21 protein-coding genes, 2 other RNA genes and 5 pseudogenes are annotated in these 21055 nt (G+C 34.1%); 15 read left to right on the plus strand and 13 right to left on the minus strand.

The features are described 5' to 3' along the window. Nucleotides 1-15: 15 nt before the first annotated feature. The 3 genes from ABWU67_RS00105 to recA all read right to left on the minus strand — a co-directional run bounded on the left by ABWU67_RS00105 (nt 16) and on the right by recA (nt 2730). Nucleotides 16-786, minus strand: a complete 771-nt coding sequence (locus ABWU67_RS00105; protein ID WP_015589351.1) for a CDP-alcohol phosphatidyltransferase family protein — start codon at nt 784-786, stop codon at nt 16-18. Beyond that, on the minus strand, nt 783-1475 hold the full coding sequence (locus tag ABWU67_RS00110; protein ID WP_007548750.1) for a phosphatidylserine decarboxylase: 693 nt from the start codon (nt 1473-1475) through the stop codon (nt 783-785). Before ABWU67_RS00110 ends, ABWU67_RS00105 begins: the two co-directional genes overlap by 4 nt. A gap of 187 nt (nt 1476-1662) precedes the next feature. Further along, nucleotides 1663-2730 carry a recombinase RecA gene (recA, locus tag ABWU67_RS00115; RefSeq protein ID WP_353282019.1) on the minus strand — a complete coding sequence of 356 codons (1068 nt, stop codon included), beginning with the start codon at nt 2728-2730 and terminating at the stop codon, nt 1663-1665. A 624-nt stretch (nt 2731-3354) separates the two neighbouring features. On the opposite strand from recA, the gene ABWU67_RS00120 reads away from it, so the two are divergent. Next, the gene (locus tag ABWU67_RS00120) at nt 3355-4317 is read left to right on the plus strand and encodes a J domain-containing protein (RefSeq protein WP_410529804.1); all 963 of its coding nucleotides are present in this window, start codon (nt 3355-3357) and stop codon (nt 4315-4317) included. Here the strand turns inward: ABWU67_RS00120 and ABWU67_RS00125 are convergent. After that, nucleotides 4285-4566 (minus strand): annotated as a pseudogene (locus ABWU67_RS00125) (bifunctional folylpolyglutamate synthase/dihydrofolate synthase); the annotation flags it as partial. The gene ABWU67_RS00120 and the pseudogene ABWU67_RS00125 sit on opposite strands and share 33 nt — an antisense overlap. 75 nt (nt 4567-4641) lie before the next feature. On the opposite strand from ABWU67_RS00125, the pseudogene ABWU67_RS00130 reads away from it, so the two are divergent. Continuing rightward, nucleotides 4642-5500: pseudogene (locus ABWU67_RS00130) on the plus strand (IS630 family transposase). A 166-nt stretch (nt 5501-5666) separates the two neighbouring features. On the opposite strand, the pseudogene ABWU67_RS00135 reads toward ABWU67_RS00130, so the two are convergent. Together ABWU67_RS00135 and ABWU67_RS00140 are read right to left on the minus strand one after the other, a co-directional pair. Beyond that, nucleotides 5667-6629 (minus strand): annotated as a pseudogene (locus tag ABWU67_RS00135) (bifunctional folylpolyglutamate synthase/dihydrofolate synthase); the annotation flags it as partial. Next, nucleotides 6626-7216, minus strand: a complete 591-nt coding sequence (locus ABWU67_RS00140; RefSeq protein ID WP_010963011.1) for a phospholipid-binding protein MlaC — start codon at nt 7214-7216, stop codon at nt 6626-6628. The gene ABWU67_RS00140 and the pseudogene ABWU67_RS00135, both read right to left, overlap by 4 nt. A gap of 116 nt (nt 7217-7332) precedes the next feature. On the opposite strand from ABWU67_RS00140, the gene ssrS reads away from it, so the two are divergent. The 3 genes from ssrS to ABWU67_RS00155 all read left to right on the plus strand — a co-directional run bounded on the left by ssrS (nt 7333) and on the right by ABWU67_RS00155 (nt 8733). Next, a non-coding RNA gene (gene ssrS, locus ABWU67_RS00145) (6S RNA) lies at nt 7333-7493 on the plus strand. A 19-nt stretch (nt 7494-7512) separates the two neighbouring features. After that, nucleotides 7513-7974 carry a type II toxin-antitoxin system RatA family toxin gene (locus ABWU67_RS00150; RefSeq protein WP_010963012.1) on the plus strand — a complete coding sequence of 154 codons (462 nt, stop codon included), beginning with the start codon at nt 7513-7515 and terminating at the stop codon, nt 7972-7974. Nucleotides 7975-8028: 54 nt separating this feature from the next. Further along, complete coding sequence (locus tag ABWU67_RS00155) at nt 8029-8733, plus strand: DsbA family protein (protein ID WP_038199341.1); 705 nt, start codon at nt 8029-8031, stop codon at nt 8731-8733. 29 nt (nt 8734-8762) lie between these two features. Here the strand turns inward: ABWU67_RS00155 and ABWU67_RS00160 are convergent, their stop codons facing one another. Then, a complete protein-coding gene (locus tag ABWU67_RS00160) occupies nt 8763-9041 on the minus strand; it encodes a DUF2671 domain-containing protein (protein ID WP_006279425.1) in 279 nt (92 codons plus the stop codon). Between the two features lie 250 nt (nt 9042-9291). Here ABWU67_RS00160 and ABWU67_RS00165 point away from each other — a divergent pair, with 250 nt between their 5' ends. Next, nucleotides 9292-9939 (plus strand): O-methyltransferase, encoded by a 648-nt coding sequence (locus ABWU67_RS00165; RefSeq protein ID WP_010081993.1) that lies wholly within the window; start codon nt 9292-9294, stop codon nt 9937-9939. 1 nt (nt 9940) lies between these two features. Here the strand turns inward: ABWU67_RS00165 and ABWU67_RS00170 are convergent, their stop codons facing one another. Further along, nucleotides 9941-10594: a glutathione S-transferase family protein gene (locus ABWU67_RS00170; RefSeq protein ID WP_010081992.1), complete on the minus strand. Its 654-nt coding sequence runs from the start codon at nt 10592-10594 to the stop codon at nt 9941-9943. Between the two features lie 107 nt (nt 10595-10701). Beyond that, nucleotides 10702-10818: pseudogene (locus ABWU67_RS07205) on the minus strand (WPE palindromic element domain-containing protein); the annotation flags it as partial. A 236-nt stretch (nt 10819-11054) separates the two neighbouring features. On the opposite strand from ABWU67_RS07205, the gene ffs reads away from it, so the two are divergent. From ffs to dnaN, 8 genes are all read left to right on the plus strand, one after another. Continuing rightward, nucleotides 11055-11144: signal recognition particle sRNA small type (ffs, locus tag ABWU67_RS00180), an RNA gene on the plus strand. 21 nt (nt 11145-11165) lie between these two features. Continuing rightward, nucleotides 11166-12767, plus strand: a complete 1602-nt coding sequence (gene dnaX / locus ABWU67_RS00185) for a DNA polymerase III subunit gamma/tau (RefSeq protein ID WP_010963016.1) — start codon at nt 11166-11168, stop codon at nt 12765-12767. Between the two features lie 21 nt (nt 12768-12788). Beyond that, complete coding sequence (locus ABWU67_RS00190; protein WP_353282214.1) at nt 12789-13103, plus strand: YbaB/EbfC family nucleoid-associated protein; 315 nt, start codon at nt 12789-12791, stop codon at nt 13101-13103. 597 nt (nt 13104-13700) lie between these two features. Continuing rightward, a complete protein-coding gene (locus ABWU67_RS00195; RefSeq protein ID WP_353282021.1) occupies nt 13701-14414 on the plus strand; it encodes a P44/Msp2 family outer membrane protein in 714 nt (237 codons plus the stop codon). Between the two features lie 51 nt (nt 14415-14465). After that, complete coding sequence (locus tag ABWU67_RS00200) at nt 14466-14594, plus strand: hypothetical protein (RefSeq protein WP_255407348.1); 129 nt, start codon at nt 14466-14468, stop codon at nt 14592-14594. A 138-nt stretch (nt 14595-14732) separates the two neighbouring features. Further along, complete coding sequence (locus ABWU67_RS00205; protein WP_353282022.1) at nt 14733-15626, plus strand: RNA polymerase factor sigma-32; 894 nt, start codon at nt 14733-14735, stop codon at nt 15624-15626. Continuing rightward, complete coding sequence (locus ABWU67_RS00210; protein WP_006279310.1) at nt 15619-16116, plus strand: invasion associated locus B family protein; 498 nt, start codon at nt 15619-15621, stop codon at nt 16114-16116. Before ABWU67_RS00205 ends, ABWU67_RS00210 begins: the two co-directional genes overlap by 8 nt. Nucleotides 16117-16239: 123 nt before the next feature. Beyond that, nucleotides 16240-17397, plus strand: coding sequence for a DNA polymerase III subunit beta (dnaN, locus tag ABWU67_RS00215; protein WP_038199350.1), 1158 nt, complete (start codon nt 16240-16242; stop codon nt 17395-17397). 79 nt (nt 17398-17476) lie between these two features. Here dnaN and truA read toward each other — a convergent pair whose 3' ends face one another. Then, nucleotides 17477-18214: a tRNA pseudouridine(38-40) synthase TruA gene (truA, locus tag ABWU67_RS00220; RefSeq protein WP_010963021.1), complete on the minus strand. Its 738-nt coding sequence runs from the start codon at nt 18212-18214 to the stop codon at nt 17477-17479. 71 nt (nt 18215-18285) lie between these two features. Then, nucleotides 18286-18408, minus strand: a pseudogene (locus ABWU67_RS00225) (IS630 transposase-related protein); the annotation flags it as partial. A gap of 63 nt (nt 18409-18471) precedes the next feature. Between ABWU67_RS00225 and ABWU67_RS00230 the strand changes: the two are divergent. After that, a complete protein-coding gene (locus ABWU67_RS00230) occupies nt 18472-18624 on the plus strand; it encodes a hypothetical protein (protein ID WP_182309768.1) in 153 nt (50 codons plus the stop codon). Between the two features lie 68 nt (nt 18625-18692). Here the strand turns inward: ABWU67_RS00230 and ABWU67_RS00235 are convergent, their stop codons facing one another. Both ABWU67_RS00235 and ABWU67_RS00240 read right to left on the minus strand, forming a co-directional pair. Beyond that, entirely contained in the window at nt 18693-19451 is a 759-nt protein-coding gene (locus ABWU67_RS00235) for a cytochrome c1 (RefSeq protein WP_010963022.1), read from the minus strand. 368 nt (nt 19452-19819) lie between these two features. After that, nucleotides 19820-21049 carry a cytochrome b gene (locus ABWU67_RS00240; RefSeq protein ID WP_353282023.1) on the minus strand — a complete coding sequence of 410 codons (1230 nt, stop codon included), beginning with the start codon at nt 21047-21049 and terminating at the stop codon, nt 19820-19822. Nucleotides 21050-21055 lie beyond the last annotated feature (6 nt).

Genomic DNA, 21055 nt, shown 5'->3' on the forward strand with positions numbered 1-21055 from the left:
TCTATTTTTTGTTAGCTAACGAGTTTTATATGTAAAATATATGTAAAACCCGATGCTTATTGGAATAGTAAGTGTATACACTATACCTAAAATTGGTAGAGTCATCCAGGGCTTACTGATGAAAAATACAATAAGTACTCCAAAAAATGACACAAATATATAGGATAGGCTTTTGGGAATATAAATATATTTTGCAGAGAAAGTTGGAATGTGACTTATCGAAAAAAATGAAATGGCCAGAAAGTAACAAGCTACGTTTCTTGTGTTAAAAAATCGCTCTATGAGAAGTAAGTATTCACTCTCATGAGATTGAAAGGTAATAATTATTGGTAACAAAGAAAGTAAAGCACACACTGGAGCTGGAACACCAGAAAAGAAAAATTTTTCCCAGTATGGTTGTTCTGAGTGTAGCGAAACATTAAATCTTGCAAGTCTTATTGATATGCAGATTACGTATATCATTACTAAAATCCAACCTATGACTTTGATTTCGTTTAGCTTCCAAAAATACAAAAGAAATGCAGGCGCTGCACCAAAATTTAGAAAATCTGCAAAAGAATCAAGCTGGGCTCCAAAATCGCTAGTTGATTTTAGAATTCTAGCTATTCTGCCATCCATTCCATCTATTATTGCTGCAATGATGATAAAAATTACTGAGAATTCCCATTGTTCATTAAATGTAAATTTAAGTGAAGTGAGACCAGAACATAAACCCAATAAAGTTATAAAGTTTGGGAATAATTTAGTAATAGGTAAGAATCTACTGTTACTTCCATCGTTATTCATATAACGTCAAAAGTAAGCTTCTCTTGAACGTTTTCCTTATTTAAGTTTGCTATAATTGTTTCACCACCAATAACAGTTTGCCCTTCTGAAACTCTGACTTCTGTATCAGCAGGAACATAGATATTCACTCTACTGCCAAACCTTATAATTCCAAACCTTTCACCTGCTTTTACGTTCTGGGATATTCCTAAATTACAAACGATACGACGTGCAATTAATCCAGCTATTTGCTCCACAATAATTTCTTTCCCCTTTTCGTATTCAATTACAATAACCTGCTTTTCATTTTCATTACTAGACCTATTGCTCATTGCGGATACAAACTTGCCTTTTTTATAACTCATTTCCTTTATCGTACCAGATATTGGTATACGGTTCACATGGACGTTCAAAACACTTAAAAATATGCTAACAAGCGTAAACTTCTTCTCCTCTCCGTTTTCTGCTGATAAAGGATAATTAACTTCTTCAATTTTTGAAATCACACCATCAGCAGGACTTAATATAAGATTCTTATTGTTTGGCACAGCTCTTGCTGGATCACGAAAGAAATAAGTACACAATAATGTCGGAAACAAGCACGTAACGCCAAACCCCCAAGATATAGAGAATGCTATACACGTTACTATAAAGGAAACTACTATAAATGAATAACCTTCCCTGTTTATATTAGGTAAACCAAAACACATAATCTTATTAACAATAACCTATTGTTAACAATTTATCATTTATAATTTCTCATGAAAAGCTTTTTTTAACTGCTTCAGCAAAGTCTTTTTGATACAAGGTAACATTACAGATTGTTATATTAGCACATAGAATTACCGTCATACTGTAACAACCCGTCCAACACAAAATCTAATGCCTAAGTTTAGATCAGAAAACTGATTCTTCTAAAAGTTGCTCACTATCCTCGTTTATTATGATAGAATTATCATGATTTCTGAGTAAATCTCTGATTTTCGTTTCTATTTCATTTGCGACTTCTTTGTTTGTTTTTAGGTAAGTTTTTACATTCTCTCTTCCTTGCCCAAGACGTGTGTTGTTATATGAATAGTAAGCGCCTGCTTTTTCAAGCACACCAAGCTTTGCTCCCATATCTATTATTTCTCCGAGTTTTGATATACCTTCATTGTACATTATATCAAATTTCGCTTCTCTAAATGGAGGAGCAACTTTATTTTTTACAACTTTAACTCTTGTTTCATTACCTGTAATATTTTCTTTGTCTTTTATTACACCAACTTTTCTTATATCAAGCCTTACAGAAGTATAGAATTTTAATGCATTTCCACCCGTGGTAGTTTCAGGATTTCCATACACTACTCCTATTTTCATACGAATTTGATTAATAAATATCAATATACAGTTCGCTTTTGAAACGGCAGAGGTTAGTTTCCGTAGCCCATGACTTAGAAGCCTTGCTTGCAGCCCCATATGTTGATCACCCATATCACCTTCAATTTCAGCTCTTGGAGTTAATGCTGCGACAGAGTCAATAACTATCACATCAACCGCACCAGAACACACTAAATACTCAACAATATGCAACGCCTGCTCTCCAGTGTCTGGTTGTGAAATCACTAAATCATCAGTGCTTACCCCAAGTTTACGAGCATATAAGACATCCAATGCATGTTCTGCATCGATAAATGCGCATGATCCTCCTTTTTTTTGTGCTTCAGCAATCACGTGCAAGGCAAGAGTGGTTTTACCAGAACTCTCGGGGCCAAATATTTCAATTATACGCCCTTTTGGCAGACCTCCAACACCTAGAGCCGAATCAAGCGCAATTGATCCTGTGGATATTGTGTCTATTTTTTCTACAGGGTTTTGCTTCAACTTCATTATTGCACCTTTACCGAATGCTTTTTCAATCTGGCTTATTGCGTTATCTAGCGCTTTTTGTTTATCACTATTTCTTTCTTCTGGGTTACTTGCCATAGATCATTTATTAATTTATATAATTCTCTATGATAATCAAACGCGAATAACCTGCCAAGGTTTTTCTAGTATTTATGTATTATTTCAATGAAAAATATTAACGTTTTCATAAAGCAGATATTTGTTTGCCTTTGTTAGTAACACACTATACTTTAGTGTACGAACGTTGCAATTTGCAGCATAGCAGGTGGTGTCATCCAAGTAGCCAACACTGAAATGACTAAATTCGAAATGGCTACATGAATTTATTGTAAATTACTACCGTATAAGGTGCGATGCAACAAAGCCATTCCAGTGTCAGCTACTTGAATGACACCTCTTAGATGGGTCAGCTACTCAGATCTGCCATGAAAACTGCAACCCTAAATGTTGGAGCACTGTCGTACACTAAGCGCTGTAATGACAATTTTAGTCGCTTCATACACTTATCATGCTAGTCATAACAGAAATAATTTTTACCAAAGATATTTATGAAATAATTGACATAGTTTGGAAATATGTATATTATAGAACATTAATAGTTAGTTAATTTGTAGGTGTAATGTGGCTAGAAATGTTTTGAATGAAAATGAGTACCACGCTTTAAAGCAGTTGTTTTTAACATTTAATATTCAAAAGGAGGATGTGGTAAATTCTGACATTAAGAATATTAAGAAAAAGCTTAGTCAACAATACCGTAAATTATCGTTAAAATATCACTCAGATAAAAACCCAAACAATAAAGAAGCGGAGGAGAAATTTAAGGTTATTGCATTAAATAAGCCATTTTTTGAAGAATTTATAATAGAGCCATTGGAGAAAGGTCTCAATAAAAGAAATAATTTAATAAAAGAATTACGCGGTAAGTTGTGGAGTCGCAGTTATGAAGAATTGCAAAAATACTTAGATGATAAGTGCAGAAATAAACTCTATAATAAGCAGCAGTCAATTAACAATAATGTAACTGCTTATGTAAAATATTCTTCTTATTCAAATCTCTTAGGAGTTCTTTTAGTATCCTTCACATCAATTGCATTTTTAATAATTAATGGTATTTCTTCTAATGTACCAATAGCAGTAGGTTTTCTTGCTCCCTTGTTAGCAGGATCTATTTTAAATCTAGCTGTTAAGAGCATTTATACTAGAAATGGGAAAGAGTTTAATCATCAGACTAATATTTTATTATTGTTTAACTTTGACCAAGAATGCGAAAATTTTTCAAAGAGTGATAGGACTAAATTAAAGTGGCTAAAAAATTCAGTTATTTTGAGCAACACAATCTGTACATCTTTAATGTTTTTCGGTATGGGATTAGATTTAGTTGCCAACGGCTTTGGTATAACTAACTCTATGATGTTATCCGGCTTATTACTTTCATTACCATTCACGCTTTTAATTGTTACTTCACCTATTTTAAATGCTGCAAGTAATTATATTCTCAAAAAGACAGCTATAAATTCAATTGAGGAGCAATTTAAAGGTGATGATCAGTTTATAGAAGTCGATAACGAAAAGCCAAGCAGTACTATGAGCAATCAAAGTTATTTCCCCATCGGTCAGTTAATATCATCAAAGTTAGCTATTCTCCATAGCGAAGTCTCTAGCTAGGAACAATGAGCCACAGATTAGTATGGTTTTGACGTTTTGGGTAGAGGCTTTTAATATGTGATTTGATATTGCATCGCCAATTGATTCACATTCAACTGCTTTTATTCCTATGTTATTGGCTTTTTCCCTAATCAAATTTGTATTTGTTGCTTTAGGTTCAGACTTAACACAAACCGCACATAGTAGCTTGATATATGGCTTTAAGTGCTCTAAGAACTCTTCCACATTTCTGTTACTAGTAACACAAAAACCATATAAATATAGCTCTTTCCACAGAAGTCCGGATATGATAAGATTAAGGATAGATGGCGATAAGGAGGTTGGATGCCGGCAGCATATAGTTATGATTTAAGAAAAAAAGCAATGGAAGCACTAGACGAAGGGGAAAGCAGAGAAGCAGTGGCAGCAAGATTTAAAATTGGACGAACTACTTTGTGGGAGTGGAAGCAAAGAAAAAAAGAAACAGGCGACTTTCAGTCAAAAAACTCGGTAATGGAGGTTACAATCAGAAAATTATCGACTGGAATAAGTTTATCGAATTTGCTAAAAAACACGGTAGAAAAACTCTGTCGGAAATGGCTAAACTTTGGGGCAACGTTAGTATCCAAACGATCCACCGAGCTCTCAGAAAAATTGGATTTACGCGCAAAAAAAGACATATGGATACAAGGAAAGGAACGAAGAAAAACGTGCTGAATTCTTAAAAATTATAGCAACAAAAGAACCAGAAAACTTAGTGTATATAGATGAGTCTGGGATTGATAACACGGAGGACTATCCATATGGGTATTGCCAGAAAGGACAGCGATTTTATGCCCTAAAATCTGGAAAAAAAACTCAACGAATCAGCATGGTTGCAGCCTTAAGTAGAAGAAAGATAGTTGCTCCATTAACATTTGAAGGCCACTGTAATATGGATATTTTTAATGGATGGTTTGAGCAATTTTTGGCACCGATCTTAGAACCTGGACAAACTGTCATTCTTGATAATGCTACTTTTCATAAGTCTGATAAGCTTATCAAGCTCGCTAAAGGAGTCGGTGCAGAAATTTTGTATCTGCCGCCTTATTCTCCAGATTTTAACAAAATTGAGCATCATTGGTTTGCTATAAAAAACAGAGCCAGGAAAAACATTCCTCTATTCGAATCCTTTCGTCGTGCTGTTGATTCTGCCTTCCTATGACCTATTCGGACTATTATGAGAAATGCTATACCTTCAGCAAAATTATCTTTTACCCACTGAGATATAGCTCTTTTTACAATAATCCGAACAGACCGTAATATGCTACTGGCCTGCTATAGCCATAAACACATATCTTATCGCATTCGGACTATTATAAGAAAGGCTATAGTACTCTAGCACCATCATTATTGTGTGCACCATCTAAAAATAATTGCCAATCTTTCGGTAGTAGGAAAATTAAATTACCTTCTTTTATAGACTCTAGCCGTGCAGGCCAATAAGTGCACTGTAAACCTGAAGTGATATCCTCTTCTCCAATATCAAATTCATACTTTCCACTTAAAATACTACATGCTGCAATAGCATTGCCTGCATTAATCACCTGATGATCACCCTTTAAAGATGGCAAAGGAAATTCTATTGATTGAATAGCTGATTGAAAAACCATTTTGTTGTTCTTTTTTTTGCAATTCCATTCAAGACCTCCTCTATACAAGGGAGATTTCTTATTTATTGCGTGGTGTTCTAGCGTGTTCACTATAGATTTTTCTTGCGGTGCTATTACGCAAGGAACATTAGGTTTCATTATTCCAGCCTTTTCACCTGCTATAATTTCTACAGTAGGGCCAAGATATTCCGTATGATCAAGTGCAATGGAAGTAATTATTGTTAAAATCGGATTATCTATAACATTTGTTGCATCAAGCCTTCCACCCATACCCACTTCAACTAAAGTTATATCGGCTTTATGACGAGAAAAAGCTAAAAAAGCTGCAATAGTTGCAGCTTCAAACAGAGTGATAGGTTGTTCTGCAATTACTGCACGACATTCTTCTAATAAGCTATATAATTCATTATCGTCGATATAGCTGCCGGCTATCACTATCCTCTCATTAAAACTCACTAAATGTGGAGAAGTGTATGCGTGTACCTTATACCCTGCTGCTTGCATTATATATCTTATAAATGCTAGTGTTGAGCCTTTCCCATTAGTTCCAGCTATATGAATTACGGGAGGCACTTTTTTCTCGGGGTTATCTAGTTTGCTAAGAAGGCCTTTTATGCGATCAAGAGAAAAATCATTCGGCCTGCTACCAAGTGGCTTAGGCCAATGAGGCATATATATCATGGATTGTTATTGCATTTTAATTCAGCTATAACGCTTGCTATGCCATGCGTGTCGATTTTTTCACTAAATTGATAACGTTGATTAATAGCAATACTTATTCCACTCATTACAACATCACTTATCAAGAAAGAACTGTTATTTTTAGTAACTTTAAAATCAATATTTGTAAATTCTTCATCACCGTAAGAAAATCTTGTACCAATTAAGCAAGTTTCATCGTCAACTGCTTTTGTACTCATTATGATCATTTCACTATCATGCATGTATTTATATAAAATTTTAACGCACAAACGCGTAAGATACACTTCATACTCTCTTAAAAAATCTTCTTTTTCTTTTTGTTTAACTAAAGCCCAATGTTTTCCTATGACGAATTGCGATATTCCTTTGAGGTTAACATTGTTTTGAATGACCTCCTGAAGCTTTTTTTGCACACATTCCCGGTTTTTTTTATTCTCCTTTGTAGATATACCATCCACTTGTTGCTTCATAGTATGCACAAAAATTTTGTGATCTGTACAATTAGTGTAAGCACTTGAAGAAATTACAATAAAAACAATGATAGTTAAAACTTTAGTAATGTTCATAAGATATATTTATTAGCTATGATACTTAGAATGCAAAGTTTAATAAAGATTAAATAATAATCGCTAGCTTTAATATATCTATAGACACACCTTGTATAAATCATCTACAATTAATTAAGGGTCTGTTCTATGCGTTATGAGTTAAGTTAAATTTCCCGAGCGATAATTTCTAGTCAAGGGAATTGCCTCTGTTAATTTCGTTGAAATTGATACGCGATGCCCACCTTAACTTTAGTCTCAGGAATCTACTAAGGCTGACGGTAGATACGGATCCTATTTTGATTGGTTGAACATTTATGCTTCATCAATACAAAGAACAGGGTGTTTTCCTATGTTTGCCTAATGAAGTATTCCAAATTGTAATTGATGTTGAAAGGTATCCTGATTTTGTTCCTTGGTGCAAAGCCGTTTATATAAAAGAAAAAATTAACAACCAAATGGTTGTGGATCTCCTCGCAGCTTTTCATGGAATTAAAGGTAGATATACATCAGAAGTTACTTCTCTTTCTCCAAGTGGAACAAATGAAGGTTGGATAAAAGCTGTATCATCAAATGGAATATTTAAACATCTATACAATGAATGGCAATTCATTCCCATAGATGAAAATAAAACTATGGTAAAGTTTTATATAGAGTTTAAGTTTAAGTCCAACTCATTTTCCACTTTATTAAACTCAGTATATAAGTATACACAAAGTAAAATAATTGCTGCATTTAAAGATAGGGCTGAAAGCCTTGCTAAACAAAAGTTATCTTGACATTATTAATATAAATGTATAATTTTTTTTAGTAAGTTAAGTGTTTATATTGTAATGATTTTTAGACTATTGTTTTTATTAATTTTCATAAGTGTTAATTCTTATGCAGTTGTTAAGCAAGATTTATCCGATAACCAATACATTCAAAAAAAACCCAATGAAATAACATCAAATGAGCTATTATCGCCATTACCTAATGATAAATTATTAGGAGATCCAAAAGCACCAATTCTAATGATAGAATATGCTTCATTAACTTGTTATCACTGCTCTCTTTTTCATAGGAATGTTTTTCCTAAAATTAAAGAGAAATATATAGACACAGGTAAGATGTTATATATATTTCGTCATTTTCCTTTGGATTACAGAGGGCTAAAGGCTGCAATGCTAAGTCATTGCTACGAAAAACAAGAAGACTACTTTAATTTTAACAAAGCTGTTTTTAACTCAATAGATTCGTGGAATTACTACAATTTAAGTGATTTGACTTTACTACAAAGAATTGCTGCACTAAGCAACTTAAAGCAAGATGCATTTAACCAATGCATTAATGATAAGAAAATAATGGATAAAATCGTAAATGATAAATCACTGGCAATTAATAAACTTGGTATCACAGCCACTCCAATATTTTTCATCAAGCTTAACGATGATAAATCATATATAGAGCATAATAAAGTTAAACATGGAGGGTATAAAGAGCTGAAATATTTCACTAATGTGATAGATAAATTATATGGAAAAGCTATAGTGAAGTAATACCACTGTAGCTTACCATATAAAAGACTCTATGCTGAGTCATTGTTTTTCACTACTGTTTGTTGTTTTTTACGCTCAAACTCTCTTTTTTTACTGTGCCAAGTGTAGTAATACATAGCGATTTTATTCTCTATTAATACTATTGTCCCATCATAAAACTGAACCATATCCATAACTTTTCTCTGAGCTTCATCAAAACGTTCTTTATACTTTTCACGATAAGCTGGATTATGTAGTAACATAACCCCTTCATTCTTGTTAGATTTTTTGTTTAACGTTTCAACTTCACCAGCAATAGTATAAGACATATAACCCCCTCTAATTGATTATAAAAATTATATTTTAAAAAGAGAAATGCGCATAAACAATCCCTTTAATTCTAGCATAATAATCGACTGTTTATTATACTAGTTAACTATAGTACGATATATAATAATTTTTGTCACTTAAAATTTTATAATATGAAATAATAACTTAAAATAAATGTTTTTATTATTTTAAACTATATTATTATATTTATAAATTGTGTATGAATTAAGTCTCCCTAATTTATAATATATGCGTAATAATTTTAGTATAAAATTGTCATACATAAGAAATCTATTTGCAAAAGAATATAAAAAAATAGAAGAATATTGTATTCTTGAAAAAAAGCAACATATTCAAATTGGCCCTGAAGAAGGAAAGCTATTAAGTTTATTTATAAAAATCCAAAAAATCAAAAGTATTGTTGAGATTGGCACGTTATACGGTTACTCGTCGATTTGCATGGCAAAAGCTCTACTAAAAGACGGTCATATATATACAATAGAAAATAATCCTCAACACTCAAGAATAGCAAAAAAAAATTTTAGTGCTTTTAATCTAAGTGATAAAATTACTCTAATAGAAGGCGATGCACTGGAAAAAATTAATGAATTATCAGCAAAAGCACCATTTGACATGATATTTATTGATGCTGACAAAAGTAGTTATCCTAAGTATTTAGATTGGGCAGAGTCATACATTAAACAAGATGGGCTAATCGTTGCAGATAACACTCTACTGTTTAACACAGTATTTTTAGAATCGCCTCCAAAAGAAGTATCAGAAAAATCATGGCATGCCATGAGGGAGTTTAATAATAGATTATCAGATGAAAAAAAATATTTCTCTATATTGATTCCAACTGATGAAGGAATGACTGTAGCTTTAAAGCTAACATAAGTTAAAAATCAAGGTCAGCATAATGTTTAGGAGGGATTAAACCAGAAATCCTCTCTAATAATATCTCACGAAAACAAGGCTTTGATTTAACAATGGAGTACCATTCTTTTAAAATTTTACTTTTTTCCCATGGAAAACTACTTACATAATCCATTACGGAAATATGCGATGCTAAAGTAATATCAGCTAAAGTGAACTTATCAGTTGCAAGCCAAACGTTCTTGTTAATTAAGTGTTCGGTGTATTCCATATGGCAAGGCAGGTTATGCTGAGCTGCATGAAGAAATCTAGAGTCAGGGCTGCGGTTAGTAATTACTTTTTCATTCATAATATACTTAGTAACTTCATTGTAAAATTTGTTATCGAACCAATTGATTAGAGCGCGTATTTTAGACTTAATAATAGTGGATGAACCAAGTAATTTGACGTCGCTATTGTAAGTCTCTTCTATATATTCACAAATGGCATTACTATCCGCTATTACAAAGTTATTATCTATTAACACTGGTACTTGCCCGGTTGGATTGATCTCCATAAATTCATTCCGCTTTTCCCACGGATTTTCATACACTAGATCACAGCCTAATTTTTTTTCTTTTAGAAAAGCTCTAACTTTTCGTGAAAATGGACAAAGAGGAAAATGATATAAAATCATAATGTTCCTCTTTTGTTATACCAATATCCTTTTTTTGTTACTCTATGGCTTGACCTACAACTGTACGAACTTTCTTTGTAGTCCACAGAAGTTTGCGTAGCAGGTAGTGTCATGCAAGTAGCTGACACTGGAATCCAGTTCTTGTTATACAATTGCCTAGTGCGCTCATTTACAGTTAAGTTTTCTGGATCCAAGTAGTCAAGCACTGGGATGACATCCTTTTCGGTAAAAATTGCTCTTATATCACAACATTCATACAGCTGTATGCCTAGGCACTGGGATGACATAAATAAGCGCTGAAATGACATAAATAAACATTGGAGTGACAATCTTGTAGTGACTTGCATGACAACTAACTTTTTGTTTACTTCAAAATAGCACTGTAAAAAATTTAACATATCAAATTATAGAGCTAATATAGGATATACCTTGCTAAATAAAAAAAAAAGTATAATATTTTATAAGGTATGCAGGCAAAAACTCTGTAATTTGGTCAGATCAGAAATGAAGCAGCCATATCAGAACCTTTTTGGGTTGCATACCTATTTCATTATTTGTTTTATCCGAGGCTATGAATATAGCATTAAAACATCGTCCTAGTAGCTTCAAAGATCTAGTAGGTCAAGATATATTAGTGCGTGTATTAGAAAATGCTTTTATTTTAAACAAAATCCCACAATCTATACTGCTCTCTGGTAGTAGTGGAGTTGGTAAAACCACCACTGCAAGGATAATAGCTTTATGTTTGAATTGTTCCCTGGGGCCAATTTTTGAACCTTGCGGATCATGTGAAAATTGTCTAGCAATAAAAAATTCAAGCCATCCAGATGTAATTGAAATCGATGCAGCAAGTCACACTAGCATTGACGATATTAAAGTAATCCTGGGAGATATTTGCTATTCACCTATAAGCTCTAAATTCAAAGTCTACATTATAGATGAAGTACACATGCTATCTAGCAGTGCATTTAACGCATTACTTAAAACCCTAGAAGAGCCACCATCTAGTGTAAAGTTCATTTTAGCAACTACGGAAATAAAAAAGATACCAATAACTATTATTGCACGTTGTCAAAGATTTGATTTACACAACATTCCTGTAGCTAAAATAGTGGAACGTTTAAATGATGTTGCACAAAAAGAGAGTTATTCCATTGAAAAGGGAGCATTAGAATTAATTGCACGACACTCTGGAAATTCAATGCGTAACGCCTTGTTTTTGATGAATCAAGCAGTGCTATATAGCAAAGATGGTGCAATATCCACTAAAAATGTGACAGACATACTTGGCCTAGTGGATAAAGATATTATATTTGATCTATTAGGGGCAATATTAGAAGGTGATTTACAGAAAGCTCTATCAGTGTTTGACAAGGCGGTAAAAACAGCAAACCCACTTAGTATTTTTGAAGGTCTATTGCAAACAATTCAGTTAGTATGCCGTTTTTTGATTACAAAAGAGATTGATAATGCAGTTACAGAGCATGAAAAGAATAGGATAAAAGATTTAAGTATAAAGAGATCTTTAATATTTTTTTCGAGATTGTGGAAGATGTTGCTTAAAGGTATTCAAGATATAAAAACTTCAACATGCAACGATGTTGCTGCTGAAATGATGTTAATTAGCCTCTGTTATCTTTCTGATCTGCCTTCTCCGGAACAGGTGATCAAAAAAGTTCTTTCGCAGAATGTAGAGCAAGGAAATAGACAGGGCAGACCTGTTGCACCTTCCCCCTCTGTCATCCAAGTAGCTGACTACTCGGATCCAAAAAAATATGTGGAAAGTAAACAACAACCCCACTCTGTCATCCCAGTGCGTGACACTGGGATCCATGTGGAAAATAAACAACAAAATTACGATTTTGATAAGATTTTGCAACTATTAAGGCGAAGTAACCAAATTTATCTTTACAAACAACTGTGTAATAATCTACAATTAATAGATTGTAAACCTGGATATTTAAAATTAAAAGCTGTATCTAAGTTGGATAGTAATTTTTGCAATGATTTAAAAAATTACTTAAACCAGGTGACTCAGCAAGAGTGGGTTGTTGCAGTTGATACAGGTTATATAAACAGGGAAGTGAGTAATTTAAATTATGCACCTGCAGTTAAGGATATCCTTGACACGTTTAAAGGTGCAAAAGTAGTTAATATAGAAAATAAGGAGTAAGTTGTGGATTTTAGTCAAATAATGAAACAAGCGCAAGAGATGCAAAAAAAGCTTGCAGAATCTCAAGAAAAATATGTTGGAAAAGAGTTTCAAGGTATTTCTGGTGGTGGCAAAGTTTCTGTATTAGTGGAAGTCATAAAAATAGGTAGCTATAAAGCTAAAAAGGTGAACATAGACTTAGAACTTATGAGAAATGAGGAAAAAGATATAGTAGAGGATTTAGTAACAGCAGCGTTTAATGATGCCGTTAAAAAAGCAGAAGAAGATATGGCGAATGCAACTTCTGATCTTGCAGGTATGATGGGTTTACCATCTGGGTTTAAACTTCCTTTTTGAATTTACTACTGAAGTTTCTTTTAGTGTAAGTATTTTTTTTCTAATGTTCCCAACGCTAGTACTTCTTCATATAATGTACCTATACTAGCATAGCCCTACGTCATACCGTGATTCATTCCACAACTGTACAAACATTGCAATATGGCACATAGTAAACGATGTCATTCCAGTCTGGAATCCAGCCTTGCCGTAATCTCATCAAGAACATTGTGTTTTAACATAAAACGGCTACTTTTATGCTTACCAACTTAATAAAATTCCTGGATCCCAGACTGGGATGACAAGAAGATGGTACTTGGATAAGAGGCATTGCCCTCCTGGTAGGCCCAAATTGCAATGTTCGTACAGTTGTGGATTTCTCATCCGCTAACAAGCAGCGGAATGACGAGGTCTTTCGATAGTAAATCTTACCTGTGTTAGCTATACCAAAAAATCAAGAGTAAAAAAGTCGTATTTATTCATTAATAAAATCTTTGTCTTCTCCTAAAAATTAGTTAAAATGTAGAATATTTTGTGTTATTAAGTTAGCACTTGACTTAACTTTAGTTGTTACTTAGACTGCTAAAGTGGAATTTTAATTTTTTTACGAGGACAATTATGCATTATAAAAAGTTTTTTTCAGCAGCCGCTTTAGCAACGTTGCTAAGTTTATCAAACTCTGCTTTTTCAGATCCTGTTGGTCCAATAAGTGATGAAGAAACTAGCTACTACGTTCGTTTGCAATACAACGGTGAATTTTTACCTCTTTTCACAAAAGTTGATGGTATTACCTATAAGAAAGACAAGAGTGATTACAGTCCATTAAAACCATCTTTTATAGCTGGTGGTGGTGCATTTGGTTACAAAATGGACGACATCAGGGTTGATGTTGAAGGAGTTTATTCATACCTAAACAAAAATGATGTTAAAGATGTAACATTTCACCCAGCAAATACTATTGCAGACAGTGTAACAGCAATTTCAGGATTAGTGAACGTGTATTACGATATAGCAATTGAAGATATGCCTATCACTCCATACATTGGTGTTGGTGTTGGTGCAGCGTATATTAGCACTCCTTTGGAACCCGCTGTGAATGATCAAAAAAGTAAATTTGGTTTTGCTGGTCAAGTAAAAGCTGGTGTTAGTTATGATGTAACTCCAGAAGTCAAACTTTATGCTGGAGCTCGTTATTTCGGTTCTTATGGTGCTAATTTTGATGGAAAAAAAACAGATCCTAAAGATTCAACCAGACAGGTTACTGATGCAGGCGCATACAAAGTTCTTTACAGCACTGTTGGTGCAGAAGCTGGAGTAGCGTTTAATTTCTAGTCTATCTCAGTCTTGTTATCCCAGTGAGTTTTTTCTTGCCATCTAAGTGGCATGACACTGGGATCTAGAAAAAAGAAATGTGGATTCCAGTGTCAAGGCACTGGAATAACACTATTTGCTATGTGTTTAAGCTATAACGTTTACCATTGTACTGGTAGAATATCATCTAAGGTTACATAATGTTATCCAATTAGCTAACACTGCGGCCTACTGTCTCCAAGAAATTAGATGGAAAATTTGTACTTTTTTCAAATCAAAGCTTGAATTTTTTCTGGAAAATCAATATATTATATGCATGAAGTTTTGATTTAAGTTGTTATGTTGACCTCAATGGCAAACTTATGTGTCGATAGCAGAACCAATCTCATGCAATATATTGCTAGGGTGCAAAAATTTCCTATGCTGTCTCAAGAGGAAGAGGTACGATTAGCAAAAAATTGGAACCAATATAAGGATGTTTCTTCTGCTCATAAATTGATTACCAGCCATTTGAATTTGGTAGTGAAAATTGCAATGAAATTCAAAAATTATGGGCTATTGTTGATGGACCTGGTTATGGAAGGAAATATGGGTTTAATGCACGCAGTGAAAAAGTTTAATCCTGATTTAGGGTTTCGTTTTTCAACTTATGCAGTGTGGTGGATTGAAGCTTCAATAAAAGACTTTATATTGAAATCTTGGTCGTTTGTGAAAATAGGCACAACGCAAGCACAAAGAAGATTGTTTTTTAGTTTACGTAAAATAAAAAAAAGAATTTTACAGTATACAAACAGGGAAACTTTAAATAATGAAGAAATAAAAGCAATATCTAATGAGCTTTCTGTATCCGAAGGAGACGTTCTGCAGATGAATTACCGTATGGCTTGTAAGGATCAGTCGCTAAACGATTGCATAAAAATAGGTGATGACTCTAAAAGGGAGTTGCAAGATATGATCCCATGTAACTTGGTCAGTCAAGAAGTAACCTATCAGAATCATGAAGAAAAAGAATTAAAAGAAACAATTTTAAGCAATGCACTAGCGAGTCTCAACGAAAGGGCAAGAGACATTTTTATCAGTAGATATTTGTCTGAAAACATTCAAACTCTGGATGAACTTAGTAAAAAATATTGTGTTTCAAGAGAAAGAATAAGGCAGTTGGCTGAGCAGGCGATGGCTAAGGTAAAACAATATATACAATCTGAAAGTTTGAAATTTGGTTTGCATGCGTAGTTTTTTTATATTTCTAATATTTTTTTCGATAGGCGCTTTTGCATCGGTTAGTGATGTACAATTGAAGGAAAAATATAAAGATTGGCTCGTGTATACTGCATTGGAAGATGGAGAGAAAGTATGTTATATTGTATCCTATCCTAAAAAAAAAAGCGAATATTATACAACCAATCGCAAGCCGTATGTAATGGTTAGTTATGTTGATAAAAAAGCAGATGAGGTAAGCGTTACCTCTGGTTTTCAGTATGATAAGGAGCCTGTAGCTCTCAATATCGACAAAAAAATTAAATATACACTGCCCATAATACAGGGAAGTTTTGCGTGGGCAGAGCATACAAAAATAGATCAAGATCTCATTCTAAAAATGAAGCAGGGATTATCAATGGTAGTTAATGGAAAAACAAAAACAGTGACCATTGATGATACTTATTCCCTACTTGGTTTTCAAAAAGCGTATCAAAAAATGCATGATTTATGCCATACAAAGTAAATTATTGTAACAGAATACCCAGCTATAGTATAAACTAGACTACTCTTTCAATGGAAATATAAATAGCACTTTACTTTATATGGGATGTGGATATCATTTAAAATATATTTTTGAGAGTTAGCAATGTCAGAGGTTGCAGGTGTAGATACAGAAATCAAAAAGCAAAATTCTGTGTGCGAGCAGATGCGTTTTAGCGTGAGCCGCACAAGTCTTTTAAATACATTATCCAGAGTAAGTGGAGTGGTTGAAAGGCGTAATGCAATAGATGTTTTGGCGTGTATAAATATCAAAGCACAACACGGCAGCATAAAATTAATGGCAACTGATCTTGACATTTCAATGTTTGCCTCACTTGCTGCAACCGTATTAACAGAAGGAGAAGTAAAAATTTCAGCGCATACTTTACATGACATAGTGAAGAAGTTACCCGCTGATTTGGATGTCAATTTTGAAGTAAACAACCAAGGAAAATTATTGATGTCTTGCGGAAATGCAAACTTTTCTTTACCGAATGTAGTTTCAAGCAGCTTTCCTGCTCTTGAAGAAGACAATTATAAACATGATTTTACTCTACTAAATACAGACCTGATAGACTTATTAACTAAAACAAAATTTGCTGTATCACTAGATGATACAAGGTATAATTTAAATGGAATATATCTACATACAGATGAGCAATTTCTGTACTGCGTTGCAACTGATGGCCATCGTTTATCATGTATAAAGAGGCCAAAGCCTGGGAACATCAATGGCGAATTTGGTGTGATCATTCCACGTAAAACTGTTATGGAGCTGTTAAAAATATTGGACGATTGTAATGAAATTAAAGTAAAACTCTCAGACAGAAAAATCAAGTTTACATGCGGTGAATATATTCTAATATCAAAATTAATAGATGGAACTTTTCCAAATTATAAAGCAGTTATTCCAGCATCTCAAGATAAGCATATGATTATTGAAAGTAAAAAACTTTCAGACGTTATAGATCGAGTTTCCGTTGTTGTATCTGATAAAGTAAAATCTATTAAATTCTCACTACAAGAAAAGCTGCTAACTCTGCATTCAAACTCCCAAGAGTGCAGTGATGCAACTGAATCCATAGAAGTGGACTACAATGAAGCCCCTATAGAAATAGGGTTCAACTCGCGTTATTTACTTGATGTTCTATCCTGCATAAAAAATAAATGTAAGTTTAGCTTAGCCGATGGTAATAGTGCTACAATTATCACTGATGAAGACGATTCAAGTGCATTATATGTAGTAATGCCAATGAGAACTTAAACTCGTCATCTCGCTGCTTGTTAGCGGAATCTGGAGATACCGTGGCGGTATGGCACTTATTTCACTAGCTTTTATTAAATTAGTAATCTATCTTTACCAAATATAAGCCAAAAGGTGGTGCAGTAACTCCAGCGGCACTTCTTTTGCATTGGTTTAATATATTTAGCATTTCTTGCGGATTGGTTCTATTTTTTCCAAATTCAACTAAAGTACCCACAATAATCCTCACTTGGTTATGTAAAAAGGAAATAGCAGATATTTTGATGTGTATATGATTCCCATTTTGTATTATATCGATATCATCAATTGTTCTTATCGGATTTGCGGCTTGACAATCTTTTGAACGGAAACTTGAAAGGTCATGTTTTCCAAGTAGATGTTTAGCAGCTTCACGCATAATATTTACATCAAGTGGGCTAAACACTTGCCATACATAACCCGTCTCCAGAGCGGCAGGAGCATAGCGATTAACTATTCTATATTCGTAATATCTTTTTTTTGCTGAAAACCGTGCGTGAAACGCATCATCTACAACTTCTGCATTAAGCACGACTATAGGAATTGATTTTAAATGATAGTTTATTGCATTCCTTATTCTATAAAGCTCAAATTCCTTTTCCATATCAAAATGAGCAACTTGTCCTAAAGCATGAACTCCTGCATCAGTCCTGCCACCACAGTACAAAGTAACTTTCTCACCACTAAAATTAAATATAGCATTTTCTATCTTCTCCTGGATTGAGTTAGCAGAGTGTTGCTGTTTTTGCCAACCAGAGAAATTACTACCATTATATTCTACCGTTATTTTGTATCGCACTGCATTACATCAAGCTCTATCTAAAATAGTCATTTTCTATCTTAACATAATTTATGGTCAAGCCTACAGTGCTGCCACTCCCATAAAGTAGTTCGTCCAATCTTAAATCTTGCTGCCACTGCTTCTCTGCTTTCTCCTTCGTCTAGCGCCTCCATTGCTTTTTTTCTTAAATCATAACTATATGCTGCTGGCATTCAACCTCCTTATCATTATCTATCCTTATCACATCCGGACTTCTATGAAAAGAGCTATAAATCGTGAAAAAGAACTGCTCATTAAGTGCTGTTTGCTTAATAAATTTACTGACATTGGTATGGCTAAATTCGAAATGGCTACATGAATTTATCGTAAATTATTACCGTATAAGGTACGATGCGACAAAGCCATCCCAGTGTCAGCTACTCGGATGACACCGTCATAAAGGAACCAGTGTTAGCTACTTGGATGACAACCATTGTGCTTGAGGCAAAATTGACTATCACTTCTTTTTATAGAGCTTGCTCCAAACTTTGTTGTTAGTTAATACAAAAAACACTGTTAAAATTATAAAATACGCCACTACTTTTAATCCAAGTTTATGCCGGCGCTCTAATTCTGGCTCTGCTGCCCATTGTAAAAAATTTATCACATCATACGCCATATTTTCAACTGTGGCTTGCCTTGCACCATCATATTCCACCATTCCTTCAGAAAGTGGTGGCGCCATAGCTAATCTGCCTGTTGGAAAATACGAATTAAAATATAAATCATTTTCATCGTGTTCGCCGTTTTGATAGCCTGTTAACAATGAATAGACATAATTTGCACCATCATGCCTTGCTTTAATAATTAATGATAAGTCTGGTGGGACTGCACCATTGTTGCTTGCTGCAGCTGCTTCTTTTGTATCAAAAGGCGCAATAAAATAATCCGAAGGTACTCCAGGTCTGTCAAACATTTCACCCAAATCATTCGGACCATCTTTAACTTGATAAGAAGCTGCTATTTGTTTTACATCTTCTTCAGAAAAACCGACATCTTGCAAATTACGAAATGCTACCCTATTCATTGAATGACAAGCAGCACAGACTTCTTTATACACTTTATAGCCACGCTGAATTGACTCTCTATCGAAAGATCCGACAATTCCATCAAATTTCCAGTCTATTTTCTTATTTGGTGATGATTTAAATTCTTCTGCAGATATAAGACTAGATAGAAATAACATGCAGAAGATTGCAAATACATTAGATCCCATGCATAACCACTGTTTTAGTAAATTTCGAATTGATGTCATGCAAGTAGCTGACACTGGAATCCAGCTTATTTCATCACTGACATTATGGTTATCATGCACTCCTAGAATCTGTTGTCCATTGCATGATTTGTAAGTATTTTTATACCTGGATCCCAGTGTCAAGCACTGGGATGACAACGGAAGATAGTGGAATGACACTGTGTGTTGTATACAACGTTCATACAATTGTGTACATGATGCTGGAATCCATTTATTTTTTTTCTGGATCCCAGTGTCAAGCACTGGGATGACAAAAGAGGGCTCTGGGATGACAGAAGAGAGCTCTGGGATGACAGAGAATTTTGTAAGAGATCTGCTTTGAATTGACATCACCTCATCTCCGGCACAGAATCACTTAAGGTTTTTGGTAGTTCTTTTGGCTTTTCATACTTACTAAGCAGTGGTAAAACTATCACAAAGTATGCAAAGTAATAAAGAGTAGATAGCCTACTCATAGTGATGTAAGGCTCTTTTACCTCTTGTCCTCCAAGCCAGGCAAGAAGTACAAAATTTATTGCAAAAACCCAAAAAAATTTCTTAAACACCGGGCGATAAGCACCACTTTTAACTTTTGATTTATCAAGCCAAGGTAACAAAAACCACACTAAAATAGACGCAAACATGGTAAGCACACCAGTAAGTTTATCTGGAATTGAACGTAGCATTGCATAAAAAGGTAAAAAATACCACTCTGGCACTATATGTACCGGAGTGACCATAGAATCAGCTTCTATATAATTGTCTGGATGCCCAAGATAATTGGGAGCATAGAAAACAAATGCGAACAAAACTACAAAAAACAGACCAAAAGTTATGCAATCCTTGACTATATAATAAGGATAGAGAGGGATGGTATCCTTATCTGATTTTACCTCCACTCCACTTGGGTTACCAGAGCCAAACCTATGCAGAGCTATCACATGAAGCATAGCTAAAGCAATAATAACAAAAGGCAGAAGATAATGCAGAGCGAAAAAACGGTTAAGTGTTGGGTTATCCACTGAAAAACCACCCCATAACCATATAACTATTTTATTGCCAATTAAAGGTATAGCAGAAAATAAGTTGGTTATAACTGTTGCACCCCAGAAACTCATTTGTCCCCAAGGCAATACATATCCCATAAAGGCAGTTGCCATCATTGCAAAAAATATAAATATTCCAATAAACCACACCATCTCTCTCGGTCTTTTATAAGATCCGTAATATAATCCACGCATTATATGAACATAGACTACCATAAAGAAGAGCGATGCTCCAACAGCGTGAGTGTAGCGTATTAACCACCCGTAATTCACATCTCGCATTATGCGCTCTACACTATTAAACGCATAATCAACATGCGGAGTGTAGTGCATAGCAAGAAATATACCTGTTATTATTTGTAAAATCAGCGCTATACCAGCCAAAGAGCCAAAGTTCCAAGCATAATTTAAGTTTTTTGGCACTTGGTAAGAAGCAGTGTGTCTTAGAAAAGAAAATATAGGCAATCTATATTCTATCCATCCTAATATGCCTTTTTCTTCTTTTATTGTTTCTTTTTTGTTATCTTCCTGCATAACTTA

Source organism: Wolbachia endosymbiont (group A) of Aleiodes leptofemur (assembly GCF_964028465.1).
GTDB classification, from domain to species: domain Bacteria; phylum Pseudomonadota; class Alphaproteobacteria; order Rickettsiales; family Anaplasmataceae; genus Wolbachia; species Wolbachia pipientis.

Excerpts from the sequence above, each read along its gene's own strand:
- ABWU67_RS00105 (WP_015589351.1), bottom strand. The coding sequence starts at position 786 with ATGAATAACGATGGAAGTAACAGTAGATTCTTACCTATTACTAAATTA.
- ABWU67_RS00110 (WP_007548750.1), bottom strand. The coding sequence starts at position 1,475 with ATGTGTTTTGGTTTACCTAATATAAACAGGGAAGGTTATTCATTTATA.
- recA (WP_353282019.1), bottom strand. The coding sequence starts at position 2,730 with ATGGCAAGTAACCCAGAAGAAAGAAATAGTGATAAACAAAAAGCGCTA.
- ABWU67_RS00140 (WP_010963011.1), bottom strand. The coding sequence starts at position 7,216 with ATGAACATTACTAAAGTTTTAACTATCATTGTTTTTATTGTAATTTCT.
- ABWU67_RS00150 (WP_010963012.1), top strand. The coding sequence starts at position 7,513 with ATGCTTCATCAATACAAAGAACAGGGTGTTTTCCTATGTTTGCCTAAT.
- ABWU67_RS00155 (WP_038199341.1), top strand. The coding sequence starts at position 8,029 with ATGATTTTTAGACTATTGTTTTTATTAATTTTCATAAGTGTTAATTCT.
- ABWU67_RS00160 (WP_006279425.1), bottom strand. The coding sequence starts at position 9,041 with ATGTCTTATACTATTGCTGGTGAAGTTGAAACGTTAAACAAAAAATCT.
- ABWU67_RS00165 (WP_010081993.1), top strand. The coding sequence starts at position 9,292 with ATGCGTAATAATTTTAGTATAAAATTGTCATACATAAGAAATCTATTT.
- ABWU67_RS00170 (WP_010081992.1), bottom strand. The coding sequence starts at position 10,594 with ATGATTTTATATCATTTTCCTCTTTGTCCATTTTCACGAAAAGTTAGA.
- dnaX (WP_010963016.1), top strand. The coding sequence starts at position 11,166 with ATGAATATAGCATTAAAACATCGTCCTAGTAGCTTCAAAGATCTAGTA.
- ABWU67_RS00190 (WP_353282214.1), top strand. The coding sequence starts at position 12,789 with ATGAAACAAGCGCAAGAGATGCAAAAAAAGCTTGCAGAATCTCAAGAA.
- ABWU67_RS00195 (WP_353282021.1), top strand. The coding sequence starts at position 13,701 with ATGCATTATAAAAAGTTTTTTTCAGCAGCCGCTTTAGCAACGTTGCTA.
- ABWU67_RS00200 (WP_255407348.1), top strand. The coding sequence starts at position 14,466 with ATGACACTGGGATCTAGAAAAAAGAAATGTGGATTCCAGTGTCAAGGC.
- ABWU67_RS00205 (WP_353282022.1), top strand. The coding sequence starts at position 14,733 with ATGTTGACCTCAATGGCAAACTTATGTGTCGATAGCAGAACCAATCTC.
- ABWU67_RS00210 (WP_006279310.1), top strand. The coding sequence starts at position 15,619 with ATGCGTAGTTTTTTTATATTTCTAATATTTTTTTCGATAGGCGCTTTT.
- dnaN (WP_038199350.1), top strand. The coding sequence starts at position 16,240 with ATGTCAGAGGTTGCAGGTGTAGATACAGAAATCAAAAAGCAAAATTCT.
- ABWU67_RS00235 (WP_010963022.1), bottom strand. The coding sequence starts at position 19,451 with ATGGGATCTAATGTATTTGCAATCTTCTGCATGTTATTTCTATCTAGT.
- ABWU67_RS00240 (WP_353282023.1), bottom strand. The coding sequence starts at position 21,049 with ATGCAGGAAGATAACAAAAAAGAAACAATAAAAGAAGAAAAAGGCATA.